The 13,721-nt window shown below is 71.1% G+C and carries 13 protein-coding genes; 5 read left to right on the top strand and 8 right to left on the bottom strand.

Translation table 11 applies throughout. The annotated features are described in order from the left end of the window. Nucleotides 1-183 precede the first annotated feature (183 nt). The 4 genes from hpt to dacB form a co-directional block, all read right to left on the bottom strand. A complete protein-coding gene (hpt, locus tag ACZ7GZ_RS31265) occupies nucleotides 184-744 on the bottom strand; it encodes a hypoxanthine phosphoribosyltransferase (protein ID WP_466615523.1) in 561 nt (186 codons plus the stop codon). A gap of 48 nt (nucleotides 745-792) precedes the next feature. Beyond that, a complete protein-coding gene (tilS, locus tag ACZ7GZ_RS31270) occupies nucleotides 793-1,851 on the bottom strand; it encodes a tRNA lysidine(34) synthetase TilS (RefSeq protein WP_471029267.1) in 1,059 nt (352 codons plus the stop codon). A gap of 192 nt (nucleotides 1,852-2,043) precedes the next feature. After that, nucleotides 2,044-3,177, bottom strand: a complete 1,134-nt coding sequence (locus tag ACZ7GZ_RS31275) for a zinc-dependent metalloprotease (RefSeq protein WP_471029268.1) — start codon at nucleotides 3,175-3,177, stop codon at nucleotides 2,044-2,046. A 99-nt stretch (nucleotides 3,178-3,276) separates the two neighbouring features. Continuing rightward, nucleotides 3,277-4,854, bottom strand: coding sequence for a D-alanyl-D-alanine carboxypeptidase/D-alanyl-D-alanine endopeptidase (dacB, locus tag ACZ7GZ_RS31280; protein WP_471029269.1), 1,578 nt, complete (start codon nucleotides 4,852-4,854; stop codon nucleotides 3,277-3,279). A gap of 124 nt (nucleotides 4,855-4,978) precedes the next feature. On the opposite strand from dacB, the gene ACZ7GZ_RS31285 reads away from it, so the two are divergent. Next, nucleotides 4,979-5,470, top strand: coding sequence for an inorganic diphosphatase (locus ACZ7GZ_RS31285; protein ID WP_053656495.1), 492 nt, complete (start codon nucleotides 4,979-4,981; stop codon nucleotides 5,468-5,470). 117 nt (nucleotides 5,471-5,587) lie between these two features. Beyond that, nucleotides 5,588-7,243: a threonine/serine exporter family protein gene (locus tag ACZ7GZ_RS31290; RefSeq protein WP_471029270.1), complete on the top strand. Its 1,656-nt coding sequence runs from the start codon at nucleotides 5,588-5,590 to the stop codon at nucleotides 7,241-7,243. A gap of 3 nt (nucleotides 7,244-7,246) precedes the next feature. On the opposite strand, the gene ACZ7GZ_RS31295 is transcribed toward ACZ7GZ_RS31290, so the two are convergent. Further along, on the bottom strand, nucleotides 7,247-8,152 hold the full coding sequence (locus tag ACZ7GZ_RS31295; RefSeq protein ID WP_471029271.1) for a DedA family protein: 906 nt from the start codon (nucleotides 8,150-8,152) through the stop codon (nucleotides 7,247-7,249). Nucleotides 8,153-8,291: 139 nt separating this feature from the next. On the opposite strand from ACZ7GZ_RS31295, the gene ACZ7GZ_RS31300 reads away from it, so the two are divergent. Next, on the top strand, nucleotides 8,292-8,657 hold the full coding sequence (locus tag ACZ7GZ_RS31300) for a YbjQ family protein (RefSeq protein ID WP_471029272.1): 366 nt from the start codon (nucleotides 8,292-8,294) through the stop codon (nucleotides 8,655-8,657). 27 nt (nucleotides 8,658-8,684) lie between these two features. On the opposite strand, the gene ACZ7GZ_RS31305 is transcribed toward ACZ7GZ_RS31300, so the two are convergent. Then, nucleotides 8,685-9,455: a MerR family transcriptional regulator gene (locus ACZ7GZ_RS31305; protein WP_471029273.1), complete on the bottom strand. Its 771-nt coding sequence runs from the start codon at nucleotides 9,453-9,455 to the stop codon at nucleotides 8,685-8,687. 123 nt (nucleotides 9,456-9,578) lie between these two features. Here ACZ7GZ_RS31305 and ACZ7GZ_RS31310 point away from each other — a divergent pair, with 123 nt between their 5' ends. Beyond that, nucleotides 9,579-10,868 carry an ion channel protein gene (locus tag ACZ7GZ_RS31310; RefSeq protein WP_471029274.1) on the top strand — a complete coding sequence of 430 codons (1,290 nt, stop codon included), beginning with the start codon at nucleotides 9,579-9,581 and terminating at the stop codon, nucleotides 10,866-10,868. A 25-nt stretch (nucleotides 10,869-10,893) separates the two neighbouring features. Next, nucleotides 10,894-12,303: a glutamate decarboxylase gene (locus ACZ7GZ_RS31315; protein ID WP_471029276.1), complete on the top strand. Its 1,410-nt coding sequence runs from the start codon at nucleotides 10,894-10,896 to the stop codon at nucleotides 12,301-12,303. Between the two features lie 132 nt (nucleotides 12,304-12,435). Here ACZ7GZ_RS31315 and ACZ7GZ_RS31320 read toward each other — a convergent pair whose 3' ends face one another. Both ACZ7GZ_RS31320 and ACZ7GZ_RS31325 read right to left on the bottom strand, forming a co-directional pair. After that, nucleotides 12,436-13,077, bottom strand: coding sequence for a PadR family transcriptional regulator (locus ACZ7GZ_RS31320; RefSeq protein ID WP_471029278.1), 642 nt, complete (start codon nucleotides 13,075-13,077; stop codon nucleotides 12,436-12,438). A gap of 24 nt (nucleotides 13,078-13,101) precedes the next feature. Beyond that, nucleotides 13,102-13,659 carry a DinB family protein gene (locus ACZ7GZ_RS31325; RefSeq protein ID WP_471029279.1) on the bottom strand — a complete coding sequence of 186 codons (558 nt, stop codon included), beginning with the start codon at nucleotides 13,657-13,659 and terminating at the stop codon, nucleotides 13,102-13,104. Between the last annotated feature and the right edge of the window lie 62 nt (nucleotides 13,660-13,721).

A 13,721-nucleotide genomic window follows, 5' to 3' on the forward strand; every position in this document is an offset into this window, starting at 1 on the left:
CATAGTGAGTTTGATAAGACAGTTCTTCTGACGGTACCCCAGCGTGGTGGTCCGAAGCCGCACGAAGTTTGCTTCGACCGGCTGGGAAACCCGTTTCTGCATGCTTCAACGGCCTGGAACCCGCCGGGGTTCCCGATCGTCCTACAAGGCTTGAGCCGAGTGGCTCACACCGCCCGGTCCGGCTCAGCCGCCGTAGACGTGAGGCGCGAGCGTACCGACGAACGGCAGGTTGCGGTACTTCTCGGCGTAGTCGAGGCCGTAGCCGACGACGAACTCGTTCGGGATGTCGAAGCCGACCCACTCGACGTCGATGGCGACCTTCGCGGCGTCCGGCTTGCGCAGCAGCGTGCACACCTTCAGGGAGGCGGGCTCGCGGGAGCCGAGGTTGTTGATCAGCCAGGACAGGGTCAGGCCGGAGTCGATGATGTCCTCGACGATCAGGACGTGCTTGCCCTTGATGTCGGTGTCGAGGTCCTTGAGGATCCGCACGACACCGGAGGACTGGGTGCCCGCGCCGTAGGAGGACACGGCCATCCAGTCCATGGTGACGGGGGTGGACAGCGCCCGGGCGAGGTCGGCCATGACCATCACCGCGCCCTTCAGGACACCGACGATGAGCAGGTCCTTGCCCGCGTACTCCGCGTCGATCTTCGCGGCCAGCTCGGCCAGCTTCGCGTCGATCTCTTCCTTGGTGATGAGCACCTGCTGGAGCTCGGCACCCATGTCTTTCGCGTCCACCCGCATCACTTTCGGTCGTCCCACCGGCCGCCCACCCCTCGTGGGGGGAAGGATTCAGCCTTGCCGAATCACCAGTCTGCCACCCTGTCGCCTGGCGACGACTTTGCCCGGGAGATTGATGGCTCCCTGGCCGCGCCAGCCGGTGATCAGGCGGTCGACTTCCTCGATGTGGCGGGCGAACAGCGAACCGGCCGGGGCACCGGCCTCGATGGCGGCTCGGCGCAGGATGCGGCGGCGTACGGCGGGCGGGAGGGCGTAGAGCTTGGCGCACTCCAGCAGGCCCGTGGCGTCCCGTACGGAGGACTCGGCCTGGCTGGCCCAGGTGTCGAGGGCGTCGGCGTCGTCGCGGGAGAGCTGGGCGGTGCGGGCGAGCGCCTCCACGACCCCTTTGCCGAGGGCCTTCTCCAGGGCGGGCAGGCCCTCGTGCCTGAGCCGGGAGCGGGTGTAGGCGGGGTCGGCGTTGTGAGGATCGTCCCAGACGGGGAGGGACTGGACCATGCAGGCCTTGCGGGCGGTCTGCCGGTCGAGTTCGAGGAAGGGGCGCCGGTAGCGGCCGGCGGCCCCCGAGACCGCCGCCATGCCGGACAGGGAGCGGATGCCGGAGCCGCGGGCGAGGCCGAGCAGGACGGTTTCGGCCTGGTCGTCGCGGGTGTGGCCGAGCAGGACCGCGGCGGCGCCGTGGCGTTCGGCGACGGCGTCGAGGGCGGCGTAGCGGGCGTCGCGGGCGGCGGCTTCCGGTCCGCCTTCGCGGCCGACGGTCACGGCGACGGACTCGACCGGCGCGAGGCCGAGTTCATGCAGGCGCAGGACGACCTCGTCGGCGCGGAGGTCGGAGCCGGGCTGGAGGCCGTGGTCGACGGTGACACCGCCGGCCCGGATGCCGAGCTTGGGCGCCTCGAAGGCGAGGGCGGAGGCGAGGGCCATGGAGTCGGCGCCGCCGGAGCACGCGACGAGCACGAGCGGGGAGGGGGGCCGCTCGGCCGTCCGGTCCGGGCGCGCGCCGCAGGCCTGCCGGGCGCCGACACCGGCGAAGCTGGGGTGGTCGTTGAGGATGTCGTGGAGGACGCGGCGGACCGCCAGGCGTATCGCCGCGACCGCAGGATGGGGACCCATGTCCGGTTCCCTTCATGAAGTTTTTCGGGGGGTGAGCCCGAGTCGGTCACTCAGAGTGTGTAGATGGTGACAGAAGCGGGCCGTTCCCCGAGCATTGCACGCCTACGCATGGCTCACGGTCCCTCGGACGGGTGATTGGAGGGGCGTTCGCCTGCCGTCGGCCGGATTCCACTCACGATGCGTTCGCGCCGTTCACGACTCGGCCTTGCGGTGCACCCGTGCGACCCAGTCCGCCGGTTTGGCGATCTCGGCCTTGGTGGGGAGGGTGTTGGGCGAGGTCCACACGCGGTTGAAGCCGTCGGTGCCGACCTGCTCGACGACGGCTCGTACGAACCGCTCGCCGTCCCGGTACTGCCTCAGTTTGGCATCCAGACCCAGCAGCTTGCGCAGCGCGACGTCGAGACGGGAGGCGCCCTTGGCGCGACGCTGCTGGAACTTCTCGCGGATCTCCGCCACGGTCGGTACGACGCCGGGCCCGACGCCGTCCATGACGTAGTCGGCGTGCCCCTCCAGCAGGGACATCACGGCGGTGAGGCGGCCGAGGATCTCGCGCTGGGCGGGGGTCTGCACCAGCTCCACGAAGGACCGGCCGCCGTCCTCCTCCTCGCCCTCGGGGCGGCCTCCGGCGAGGGACTGCGCGGCTTCCCTGATGCGCTCCAGGAAGGTCATCGGGTCGACGTCGGTCTCCGCCAAGAACGACTGGATTTCGCCCTCCAGGTGGTCGCGCAGCCAGGGCACGGCCGTGAACTGGGTGCGGTGGGTCTCCTCGTGCAGGCACACCCACAGGCGGAAATCGTGCGGGTCGACGTCGAGTTCGCGCTCGACGTGGACGATGTTGGGGGCGACGAGGAGGAGGCGGCCGCCGCCGTTGTCACCGGCGGGGAGGTCGCGGGTGGCGGGGGCGAAGGTCTCGTACTGGCCCAGGACTCGGGAGGACAGGAACGACAGCAGCATGCCGAGTTCCACGCCGGTGACCTTGCCGCCGACGGTGCCCAGGACCGCGCTGCCGGGGTTGCCGGCGCGCCGTTCCTGCATCTTCTCCAGGAGCGGTTTGAGGATCTCGCGGAAGCCGGCGACGTTGGCGCGGACCCAGCCGGGGCGGTCGACGACGAGGACGGGGGTGTCGTGGGTGTCCTCGGTGCCCATACGGGTGAAGCCACGGACGTGTCCCTCCGAGGCCTTGGCGTGCCGGCGCAGCTCCGCGACGACGGCGCGGGCCTCGTCGCGACTGACGTCCGGGCCCGGTCGTACGAGCCGTGTCGCGGTTGCCACCGCGAGGTTCCAGTCGACCATCCCGGGAGATGCGGTGCCACCGAAGCCAGTCATGTTGACAACCGTACGGGACCGTTACCGCTTGGGGCAGGCCGTGACGGGGCGGCGGGGACGCGGTGTTGGCCCGACCCGCAGCACCGGGTGCCGCAGCGGCTACCGGCAGCCGCAGCCCGCCAGCGCCGTCGCCGTTCCGTCCAGGGCCGACTGGGCCTGCAGGGGATCGGTGGTACCGGAGGCCAGGAAGGCGAAGGCCAGGAGGCGGCCGTCGGTGTCCACGACTGTGCCGGCCAGGGTGTTGACGCCGGTCAGAGTGCCGGTCTTGGCGCGGATGACGCCGGCGGCGCCGTCGGTGTAGCGGTGGGTGAGGGTGCCGGTGAAACCGGCCACGGGCAGGCCGGTGAGGACGGGGCGCAGGCCGGGACGGCCGGGGTCGCCGGCCGTGACCAGGAGGCCGGTGAGGAGGTCGGCGGTGAGCCTGTCGTCACGGTTGAGGCCGCTGCCGTCGTGGAAGGAGGCGCCGGCCATCGGCAGGCCCAGCTTGGTCAGCCGCGCGGAGATCGCCTTGGCGCCGCCGTCGAAGCTGCCGGGTTCGCCGCTGGCGAGGGCCGTCTGGCGGGCCAGGTGCTCGGCGATGTCGTTGTCGCTGTTGGTGAGCATGCACTCGACCAGGGCGGACAGCGGGGGTGAGGAGACCGTGGCGAGGGTCTGCGCGCGCGTGGTGGCCTTGGAGGGGCCGGGGGGTGTGGTGGTGATGCCGGCGGCCTTGAGGAAGGCCGCGAACGTGCCGGCCGCGGCCTTCGCCGGGTCGGTCACGCGGGGCGCCGGGCCTCTGGTGGAGGCGTCGGTGCGGCCCTCGTCGACGGTCAGGGCGCTGACCGGGGCGAGGTTGGTGTTGACGCCGATGGTGTGCAGGGCGGGGCCGGCGTAGAGGGTGGTGTCGTAGGAGAGCGTGACCTTGCGGATGCCGCGCCGGTGGAGCGCCTGCGCGGTGTCCGCGGCCAGGGCGCGCAGGTCGGCCCAGTGTTCCCCGCTCCCGGCGTCCCCGGTCGTCGGATGGGCGGTGAGGGTGGGGTCGCCGCCGCCGACGAGGACGAGTTCGCCGGTGTCCGGTTCGAGGGCGGCGCGGGTGGTGAGGCGGTGGTCGGGGCCCAGGGCGGACAGGGCGGCGACGGCGGTGGCGATCTTGGTGGTGGAGGCGGGGGTGAACCCCTTGCCGGACTCGGTGCCGTACAGGCGCTTGCCGGTGGCCACGTCGACGACGGCCGCCGCGTGGTCACCGCCCAGCGCGGAGGCGTCCAGGAGGGGGCCCAGGACGTCCGAGAGGGGCTTCGCGCCGGGCGCGGCCTTCTCGGTGCCCAGGGCGGCCGCCGGGCCGTCCAGGGCCGCCAGGACGGGCGCGGCGCTCGGCGCGGGCCGGGGTGCCGCGCCCGACGCCGTACCGGAGCGGCCGTGATCTGTGCCACCTGGTCGCTCCAGGGCCGCGGCGCGGTCCCGCTCGGCCGTACGCTGACCGTTGGCGTCCCAGGGGCCCGCCGCGGTCACCACACCGGCGGCGAGCGCGAGGCCGGCGGTGGCGGCGCCCGCGGTGTACTGCCAGGTCCTGACCGCCTGCCGACGGGGCAGGCGGGCGGGCCGGGGCCGCAGGGCCCGCGTCAACCGCGCGACCTGCGGCTTCGCGGCCGTCGCGGCCCGCGCCAGACGCGGTCGTACGGCGTTCGCGATCCGCTCCACCCGCGGTCCCGCAGCCCGCCAAGGCCTCAGCTCTGGCACGACCACCAGCCCCTTTCGCGATCACACACCTGCGTGAGGGACACTTAACCACCAGAACTATGTGCTGATCATGGAGGAGCCACCGGTGGAGTTCGACGTCACGATCGAGATCCCGAAGGGTTCGCGCAACAAGTACGAGGTGGATCACGAGTCCGGTCGGATCCGCCTGGACCGTCGTCTCTTCACCTCGACCGCCTACCCGACCGACTACGGCTTCGTCGAGAACACCCTCGGCGAGGACGGCGACCCGCTGGACGCGCTGGTCATCCTGGACGAGCCGACCTTCCCGGGTTGTCTGATCAAGTGCCGCGCGATCGGCATGTTCCGCATGACGGACGAGGCGGGCGGCGACGACAAGCTGCTGTGCGTTCCGGCCACCGACCCGCGAGTGGAGCACCTGCGCGACATCCACCACGTGTCGGAGTTCGACCGCCTGGAGATCCAGCACTTCTTCGAGGTGTACAAGGACCTGGAGCCCGGCAAGTCGGTCGAGGGTGCCAACTGGGTGGGCCGCACGGACGCCGAGGCGGAGATCGAGCGGTCGTACAAGCGCTTCGAGGAGCAGGGCGGTCACTGACCGTCGCGCGCTTCTGAACGGGCCGTACGCGCACGCGTGCGGCCCGTTTGCGTTTTCCTCGTATGGCTGTGCGCATACTGAGCCGTACGGAAGGTGTCGTTCAGGGAGCGGTGCGAGGTGACGGAGGCGGAGGACCGCAAGCCCCGGTCGGACGAGGCGCGGTACGACCCGGAGATCACGTCCGAGTTCGCCATTCCGGAGGGCATCGAGGTCCCCGAGGGCGCCGGTGAGCCGGAGACCACGTCCGAGTTCGCCGTGCCGAAGGGGCTGGGGGCTCCGCAGCCGCCGAGCCCCGAGCCGGAGGGGTCGGCGTTCAGCTTGCCGCGCACCTACAGCGCCAAGGACGCCCCTGTGGCGTTCACCCCGGCCACCGGGGTGCCGCTGGTCAGCCTGGTCAAGGACGCCCCCTGGCAGGACCGGATGCGCACGATGCTGCGCATGCCGGTGGCCGAGCGGCCCGCGCCGGAGCCGGTGCAGCGCGAGGAGGAGGGCGTCCCGGCCGTACCCCGTGTGCTCGACCTGACCCTGCGCATCGGCGAGCTGCTGCTGGCCGGCGGCGAGGGCGCGGAGGACGTGGAGGCCGCGATGTTCGCGGTGTGCCGCTCCTACGGCCTGGACCGCTGCGAGCCGAACGTCACCTTCACGCTGCTGTCGATCTCGCACCAGCCGTCGCTGGTGGAGGACCCGGTGACGGCGTCGCGGACGGTACGGCGGCGGGGCACCGACTACACGCGGCTCGCGGCCGTGTTCCGGCTGGTGGACGACCTGACCGACCCGGAGACCCATGTCTCCCTGGAGGAGGCCTACCGGCGGCTGGCGGAGATCCGCCGCAACCGGCACCCCTTCCCCGGCTGGGCGCTGACCCTGGCCAGCGGGCTGCTCGCCGGAGCCGCCTCCGTCCTGGTCGGCGGTGATCTGATCGTGTTCGTCGCGGCGGCCGTCGGCGCGATGCTGGGCGACCGGCTGGCCTGGCTGTGCGCGGGGCGCGGGCTGCCGGAGTTCTACCAGTTCACGGTGGCCGCGATGCCGCCCGCGGCGATCGGGGTGGCCTTCGCGCTGGCGCACGTCGACGTGAAGGCGTCCGCCGTCGTCACCGGTGGACTGTTCGCGCTGCTGCCCGGGCGGGCGCTGGTGGCGGGTGTGCAGGACGGCCTGACGGGCTTCTACATCACCGCCTCCGCGCGTCTGCTGGAGGTCATGTACTTCTTCGTCGGGATCGTCACCGGCGTGCTGGTCGTCCTGTACTTCGGCGTGAAGGTCGGCGGCAAGCTGAACCCGGACGCGGCGCTCATCATCAACGAACGGCCGCTGGTGCAGATCGCCGCGTCCATGCTGCTGTCGCTGACGTTCGCGGTGCTGCTGCAGCAGGAACGTTCGACCGTGATGTGGGTGACGCTCAACGGGGGTGTCGCGTGGTCGGTGTACGGCGCGATGCACTACGTCGCCGACATCTCGCCGGTGGCGTCCACGGCCGTTGCGGCGGGGCTGGTCGGGCTGTTCGGGCAGTTGCTTTCGCGGTACCGGTTCGCGTCGGCCCTGCCGTACACGACGGCGGCGATCGGGCCGCTGCTGCCCGGTTCGGCCACCTACTTCGGGCTGCTGAACATGGCCCAGAACGAGGTGGACAAGGGGTTGGTGTCGCTGGCCAACGCGGCGTCGCTGGCCATCGCCATCGCCATCGGGGTCAATCTGGGGTCGGAGATCTTCCGGCTGTTCCTGAGGATCGGCTCCGCCGGGAAACGCCGGGCCGCCAAGAGGACCAGGGGATTCTGAGGTCTACGGGGCGCGGTAGTTGCCCTGGTTGTAGTCGTACGGGTACTGGTGCTGGTCGTACTGCTGCTGCTCCCCGTAGGACTGCTGCGGGTGCTGCTGCTGCGGGTACTGCTGCTGGTCGTAGTGCTGGTCGTACTGGTTGTCGTAGCCGCCCTGGTTCCAGTACTGCTGCTCCTGCTGCTGGTACTCGTACGGCTGGTCCGGCTCGATGCGGCGCAGCTGGGTGGTCTCGGTGTCCATCACCGGGGGAGCCGGGCGGGACGGCCCCGGTGTCGGCCGCGGAGCCTTCTTCTGCTTGCCGCGGGCGCGGAGGACCTCGATGGCGACCGGGATCACGGAGACGAGGACGATCAGGATCAGGATCGCCTCGATGTTGTTCTTGACGAGGTCGACGTTGCCGAGCCAGGAGCCGAGCAGGGTGACGCCCGCGCCCCACAGGACGCCGCCGATGACGTTGAAGATCAGGAACGAGCGGTACTTCATGCCGCTGACGCCGGCGATGATCGGCGTGAACGTGCGCACGATGGGCACGAAGCGGGCCAGGACCAGGGACTTCGGACCGTACTTCTCGAAGAACTCGTGCGCCTTGGTGACGTTCTCCTGCTTGAACAGGCGCGAGTCGGGGCGGTTGAACAGGGACGGGCCGACCTTTTTGCCGAACATGTAGCCCGCCTGGTCGCCGAGTATCGCGGCGAGGCAGATGAGGCCGACCGCACCCCACAGCGGGAAGTCCAGCTGGTGCGACGTGATCAGCAGGCCGCACGTGAACAGCAGCGAGTCACCCGGCAGGAAGAAGCCGATGAGCAGGCCGGACTCGGCGAAGACGACGAGCAGCAGGCCCCAGATGCCGTAGGTGTCGAGCAGATAGTTGGGATCGAGCCAGCTCGGGCCGAGGGCGAGTGTCATCACGGGTCCGGGCTCCAGGGGGTCAGGGCGGCTACGGCATCCGGGTACGGCCGCACAAAGCTATCAACGTGATGTGACCGCCCCAGGTTCCACCGGTGCCCCCGGGATGCGCTGTGGGATGACCGGGAGAAAGCTGTGACTCATGGGACTCGATGACTACGGCGGCGGCCAGACGCCCCAGTCGGACGTGCTGGTCGTGACCTCGAACGACGTGCCCGGATACCGGGTGCAGCAGGTGATCGGCGAGGTGTTCGGGCTCACCGTGCGGTCGCGGCACATCGGCAGCCAGATCGGCGCCGGGCTGAAGTCGATGATCGGCGGCGAGCTGAAGGGGCTCACCAAGACGCTCGTGCAGACCCGCAACCAGGCCATGGAACGCCTGGTGGAGCAGGCACGCGCGCGTGGCGCCAACGGAGTGCTGGCGTTCCGGTTCGACGTGACCGAGGCCGCGGACGTCGGCACCGAGGTGTGCGCCTACGGCACGGCGGTGGTCCTGGCCCGGGAGTGAACCCGCGCACTCCCGGACCAGGACCGCTCAGGAGGCGGTGTGCCGGTCGGCGTTGGCGAGGATCGCCTCGCGCAGGTGCACGGCGAAGCCCGGCCCCATGGAGTCGTAGTACGCCTTGAAGCGCTCGTCGGAGACGTACATCTCCGCGAAGCACCGGTGCATCTCGTAGGCGACCTCGAAGAACCACCTGTTCATGTGCTCGCGGTGCTCCTCGGCCATGTCCATGGCCGCCTCGCCGGACGGGTCCTCCCCGGCGGCCACCAGGGCGGCGTACCGCTCGCTCCAGTCGTCGACCTCGGCCTTGATCCGCTTCCAGTCCTCCTTGGTGTAGCGGGCGGCGCGGCGCTGGGACTCGGCCCACGCCTCGGTGTCGCCCCAGCGCTGCTCGGCCTCCTCGGTGTACCCCTCGTTGAACGGGTCCTTGTCCCCGAAGACCTCGAACCGCTCCTGCGGCGTCAGGTTGATCCCCATTTTGCGTGCCTCCATGGCGTGCTCCACGGCCGCGGCCATCTTCTGCAGCTTCTCGATCCGGGCGGTCAGCAGTTCGTGCTGGCGGCGCAGGTGTGCGCGCGGGTCCACATCCGGGTCGTCGAGCAGGGCCGCGACCTCGTCGAGCGGGAAGCCGAGCTCCCGGTAGAACAGGATCTGCTGGAGCCGGTCGAGGTCGGCGTCGTTGTAGCGCCGGTGACCGGCGTACGTGCGCTCGCTGGGGACGAGCAGGCCGATCTCGTCGTAGTGGTGCAGGGTGCGCACCGTGACCCCGGCGAACCCCGCGACCTGTCCCACGGAGTAGCTCACTTTTCCGCTCCTTGTCGTCGGTACGACGTCCACGCTGAGGCCTCACGTCACGTGAGGTGCAAGCCGGTTGCCATTCGAGCCGTTCAGGATGTTGTGCGCATTTCGTCCGCTTATGGTGAGCCCGTGGCCCAGGAAACCGGCGCGCCGCAGGCGCTCTCGACCGCTCCCGCGGCCCCGGCACGGGCTCTGCTGCCCTTCATCCTGCCCGCCGTGGTCGTCGGCGTGGCCGCGAGCCTGGTCTTCGTCGGGGTCAGCTCGGCGGCGGAGCAGCTCCAGCACGTCCTGTGGGGGCCGTTGCCGGCCGCGCTCGGGGTGGGGCGGTACTCGGTGCTGTGGATGTCCGTCATGCTCGTGGCGACCGGGATCGCCGTCGGGCTGGTGGTCTGGAAGGTGCCGGGCCATGCCGGGCCGGATCCGGCGACCGTCGGCCTGAACGCCCCCGTCATGGCGCCGGTCGTGCTGCCCGGCCTGGTGCTGGCGACCGGGCTGATGCTGGCCGGCGGCCCGAGCCTCGGCCCGGAGAACCCGATCATCGCCGTGAACGTGGGTCTCGCGGCCTGGCTCGGCGCACGCCTGCTGCCCCGGACGCCGGGCGGCCTGTGGCCGGTGCTGGCCGAGTCGGCCACGATCGGCGCGCTGTTCGGCACGCCGGTGGCGGCGGCGCTGGTCATCTCGGAGGCGCTGGCCGGGCGCCCGATGCGCGGTCGGCTGTGGGACAACGTGTTCGCTCCGCTGACCGCGGGCGCGTGCGGGGCCGTCACGACCACGCTGGTGTCCCATCCGTCCCTCGACCTCGGGCTTGCGCCCATCGGGCCGCCGAACGCGAAGGACATCCTGGCGGCCCTGGTGATCGCCCCGGCGGCCGCGCTGCTCGGCATGTCCGCCGTGTACGCCTTCCCGTACGTCCACGGGGCTTTCCTGCGGCTGCGGCACCCGATGCTGATGCTTCCGGCCGGCGGGGTCGTGCTGGCCGCCCTCGGGGCCCTGGGTGGCCCTGTGACCCTGTTCAAGGGGTTGTCACAGGCCGAGGAGCTGGTCCGTGACCCGGCGGGCCGGTCGGCGGGGCAGTTGGCCGTGGTGGCGGTGGTCAAGCTGGCCGCCCTGCTGGTCGCCGCGTCCTGCGGGTTCCGGGGCGGCCGTATCTTCCCGTCGGTCTTCGTCGGTACCGCCCTGGGCCTGTGCGCCCACGCGCTCGTTCCGGCCGTGCATCCGGCGGTAGGCGTCGCGTCGGCCGTCCTGGGCATGCTCCTCGCGGTCACCCGGCATGGCTGGGTGAGCCTGTTCACCGCCGCCGCCCTGGTCGCCTCACCCGGCGTCCTGGCCCTGCTGTGCTTCGCGTCCCTGCCGGCGTGGCTGCTGGTGACGGGGCGCCCGCAGATGCAGTTGCGCGAGGACGGCACACCGGTCCGCTGAAACAACCTTCACTGGAGGCACGTTCATGGCCCTGCACAAAGGACCCGGCAAGCACGAGGAGCGCACGGTGTCGGTCAACCCGTTCTTCGGGGAGGCCAATCCGGTCGGCGGCATGGCCGAGGCCCCGCCCACACACCGGCTCCCGGACACCCCGCTGGCCCCGTCCACGGCATACCAGCTGGTGCACGACGAGCTGATGCTGGACGGCAACTCCCGGCTGAACCTGGCCACGTTCGTCACCACCTGGATGGAGCCGCAGGCCGGGGTGCTGATGGCGGAGTGCCGGGACAAGAACATGATCGACAAGGACGAGTACCCGCGCACGGCCGAGCTGGAGCGGCGCTGTGTGGCGATGCTCGCCGACCTGTGGAACGCGCCGGACCCGTCGGCGGCGGTGGGCTGTTCGACGACCGGGTCGAGCGAGGCGTGCATGCTCGCCGGGATGGCGCTGAAGCGGCGCTGGACGAGGCGCAACGCCGACCGTTATCCGGGCGGCGCGCGGCCCAACCTGGTCATGGGCGTCAACGTCCAGGTGTGCTGGGAGAAGTTCTGCAACTTCTGGGAGGTGGAGGCGCGGCTGGTGCCCATGGAGGGCGACCGGTTCCATCTGGACCCGCAGGCCGCCGTCGAGCTGTGCGACGAGAACACCATCGGGGTGGTCGGCATCCTCGGCTCGACGTTCGACGGATCCTACGAGCCGATCGCCGAGCTGTGCGCGGCCCTGGACGCCCTGCAGGAGCGGACGGGGCTGGACGTCCCGGTGCATGTGGACGGCGCGTCCGGCGGCATGGTGGCGCCCTTCCTGGACCCGGATCTGGTGTGGGACTTCCGGCTGCCGCGCGTGGCCTCGATCAACACCTCGGGGCACAAGTACGGGCTCGTGTACCCGGGGGTCGGCTGGGCGCTGTGGCGGGACCGGGAGGCGCTGCCCGAGGAACTGGTCTTCCGGGTCAACTACCTGGGCGGCGACATGCCGACCTTCGCGCTCAACTTCTCCCGGCCCGGCGCCCAGGTGGTGGCGCAGTACTACACGTTCCTGCGCCTGGGCCGCGAGGGCTACCGCGCGGTGCAGCAGTCGACGCGTGACGTGGCGACCTCGCTCGCCGGCAAGATCGCGGCGCTCGGCGACTTCCGGCTGCTCACGCACGGCGACGAGCTGCCGGTGTTCGCGCTGACGACGGCCGACGACGTCACGGCGTACGACGTCTTCGACCTCTCCCGGCGGCTGCGCGAGAGCGGCTGGCTGGTGCCCGCGTACACCTTCCCGCCGCACCGCGAGGACCTCTCCGCCCTGCGCATCGTGTGCCGCAACGGCTTCTCGCACGACCTGGCCGACCTGTTCATGGACGACCTGACCCGCCTGCTGCCCGAGCTGCGCCGGCAGCCGCGTCCGCTCACCCGGGACAAGCAGGCGGCCACCGGCTTCCACCACTAGGGCTACCGCCCCGGACGGGCGAACCTCCGTACCGCCGGCGGGAAGAACACCGCCAGCAGGGCGAGGGGCCACAGGACGGCCGGCCGGACGAGGACCTGCACCGCCTGGACCATGTTTAGTCGCCGACCCCGGTCAGCGGTCGTCCTCCGGATGCCGCTCCCCCGTCGCGTACGGGTTCTCCTCGTCCTCGGCGAGCACGCCGACGAACGGTTCGCCCTCGCCGGCGAAGGTGTAGGCGCCGCTCTCGATGCGCGCGACGAGACCACGGGTCCACTCGGCTTCCGAGTCGGCCGTGTGCACCCACATGTTCATGATCTCGCCGATGTGGCCGAGCCGCCCCGGCCCGTCCTCGGGCACGTAGTGCTCGGTGACCGAGGAGCGCCAGGCCTCGATCCGGCGGGTGCGCTCCTCCAGCAGTGCCACCGCCTCGGACCTCGGCAGGTCGACCATGAAGCCGATCGCCGCCGCTTTCACGTCGACGCGCTGGTCATAGGTGACCAGCGCGTCGCGCAGCAGGGTGAAGTACTCCTCGGTGCCCTGGCCGGTCAGCTCGTACTCGGTGCGGGGCGGTCCGCCGGCCGTGGACGGGGCGATCTCGTGCGCGTGCAGGAGCCCTTGCTTGGCCATCTGCTTCAGGGCGTGGTAGATCGAGCCCGGTTTGGCGTGGGACCACTCGTGCGCGCCCCAGTACTCCAGGTCGTTGCGGACCTGGTAGCCGTGGGCCCGCCCGTGCTGGCGGACCGCGCCCAGCACGAGAAGACGGATCGCTGACATGGCGTCCAGGTTAGGACCCGGCGATCACCCCCAGGAGCCGCCCTGCTCCCGGGCCTCCTGGGCCACCAGCTCGAAGGCGGTCCTCCCGTCCAGGGACTCCCGGATGATGTCGGCGTGACCGGCGTGCCGGGCCGTCTCGCGGATCAGCTGCAGACAGAGCCAGCGCAGCGAGACCCGGGCCTGCGGCGGGAACCAGGGGTCGGGCGGCAGCGGGAAGGTGTCGTCCAGGCTGGGCGCCGAGCGGATCAGCTTCTCCGTCTCGGCGGCGATCTCCTCCCAGTACGCCAGCTGCCCGGCGACCGTCTCGCCTTCGGCCAGCTCGAAGCACTCGTGCCAGTTCGACTCGTCACGGTGGACCGCCGGGGGCTCCTGCCTGGCCCGTGCGACCCAGCTCTGCTCGGTCTCGGCGACGTGCTTGAGCAGCCCGCCCAGGGACAGCTCGCTGGCACTGGGGCGGGTGCGGGCCTGTTCCTCGGTCAGGCCGAGCAGGGCCCGGCGGATCCCGCCGCGCTGTTCATCGATGAACGCCAGCAGCGCTCCTCGCTCGTCACCCTTCGCCTCCGCAGGCACGTGCTTGACCATGACGGCCGCCCTTCATCGGTTCACCGAGGCTCTCGCCCTGACACCGATGACGTTACGGACCC

The organism is Streptomyces sp. NPDC037288 (assembly GCF_055603265.1).

Bases quoted from the DNA above. Each gene is read 5' to 3' on its own strand.
- hpt (WP_466615523.1), bottom strand. From the start codon at position 744: ATGCGGGTGGACGCGAAAGACATGGGTGCCGAGCTCCAGCAGGTGCTC.
- tilS (WP_471029267.1), bottom strand. From the start codon at position 1,851: ATGGGTCCCCATCCTGCGGTCGCGGCGATACGCCTGGCGGTCCGCCGC.
- ACZ7GZ_RS31275 (WP_471029268.1), bottom strand. From the start codon at position 3,177: ATGACTGGCTTCGGTGGCACCGCATCTCCCGGGATGGTCGACTGGAAC.
- ACZ7GZ_RS31300 (WP_471029272.1), top strand. From the start codon at position 8,292: ATGGGACTCGATGACTACGGCGGCGGCCAGACGCCCCAGTCGGACGTG.
- ACZ7GZ_RS31315 (WP_471029276.1), top strand. From the start codon at position 10,894: ATGGCCCTGCACAAAGGACCCGGCAAGCACGAGGAGCGCACGGTGTCG.
- ACZ7GZ_RS31320 (WP_471029278.1), bottom strand. From the start codon at position 13,077: ATGTCAGCGATCCGTCTTCTCGTGCTGGGCGCGGTCCGCCAGCACGGG.
- ACZ7GZ_RS31325 (WP_471029279.1), bottom strand. From the start codon at position 13,659: ATGGTCAAGCACGTGCCTGCGGAGGCGAAGGGTGACGAGCGAGGAGCG.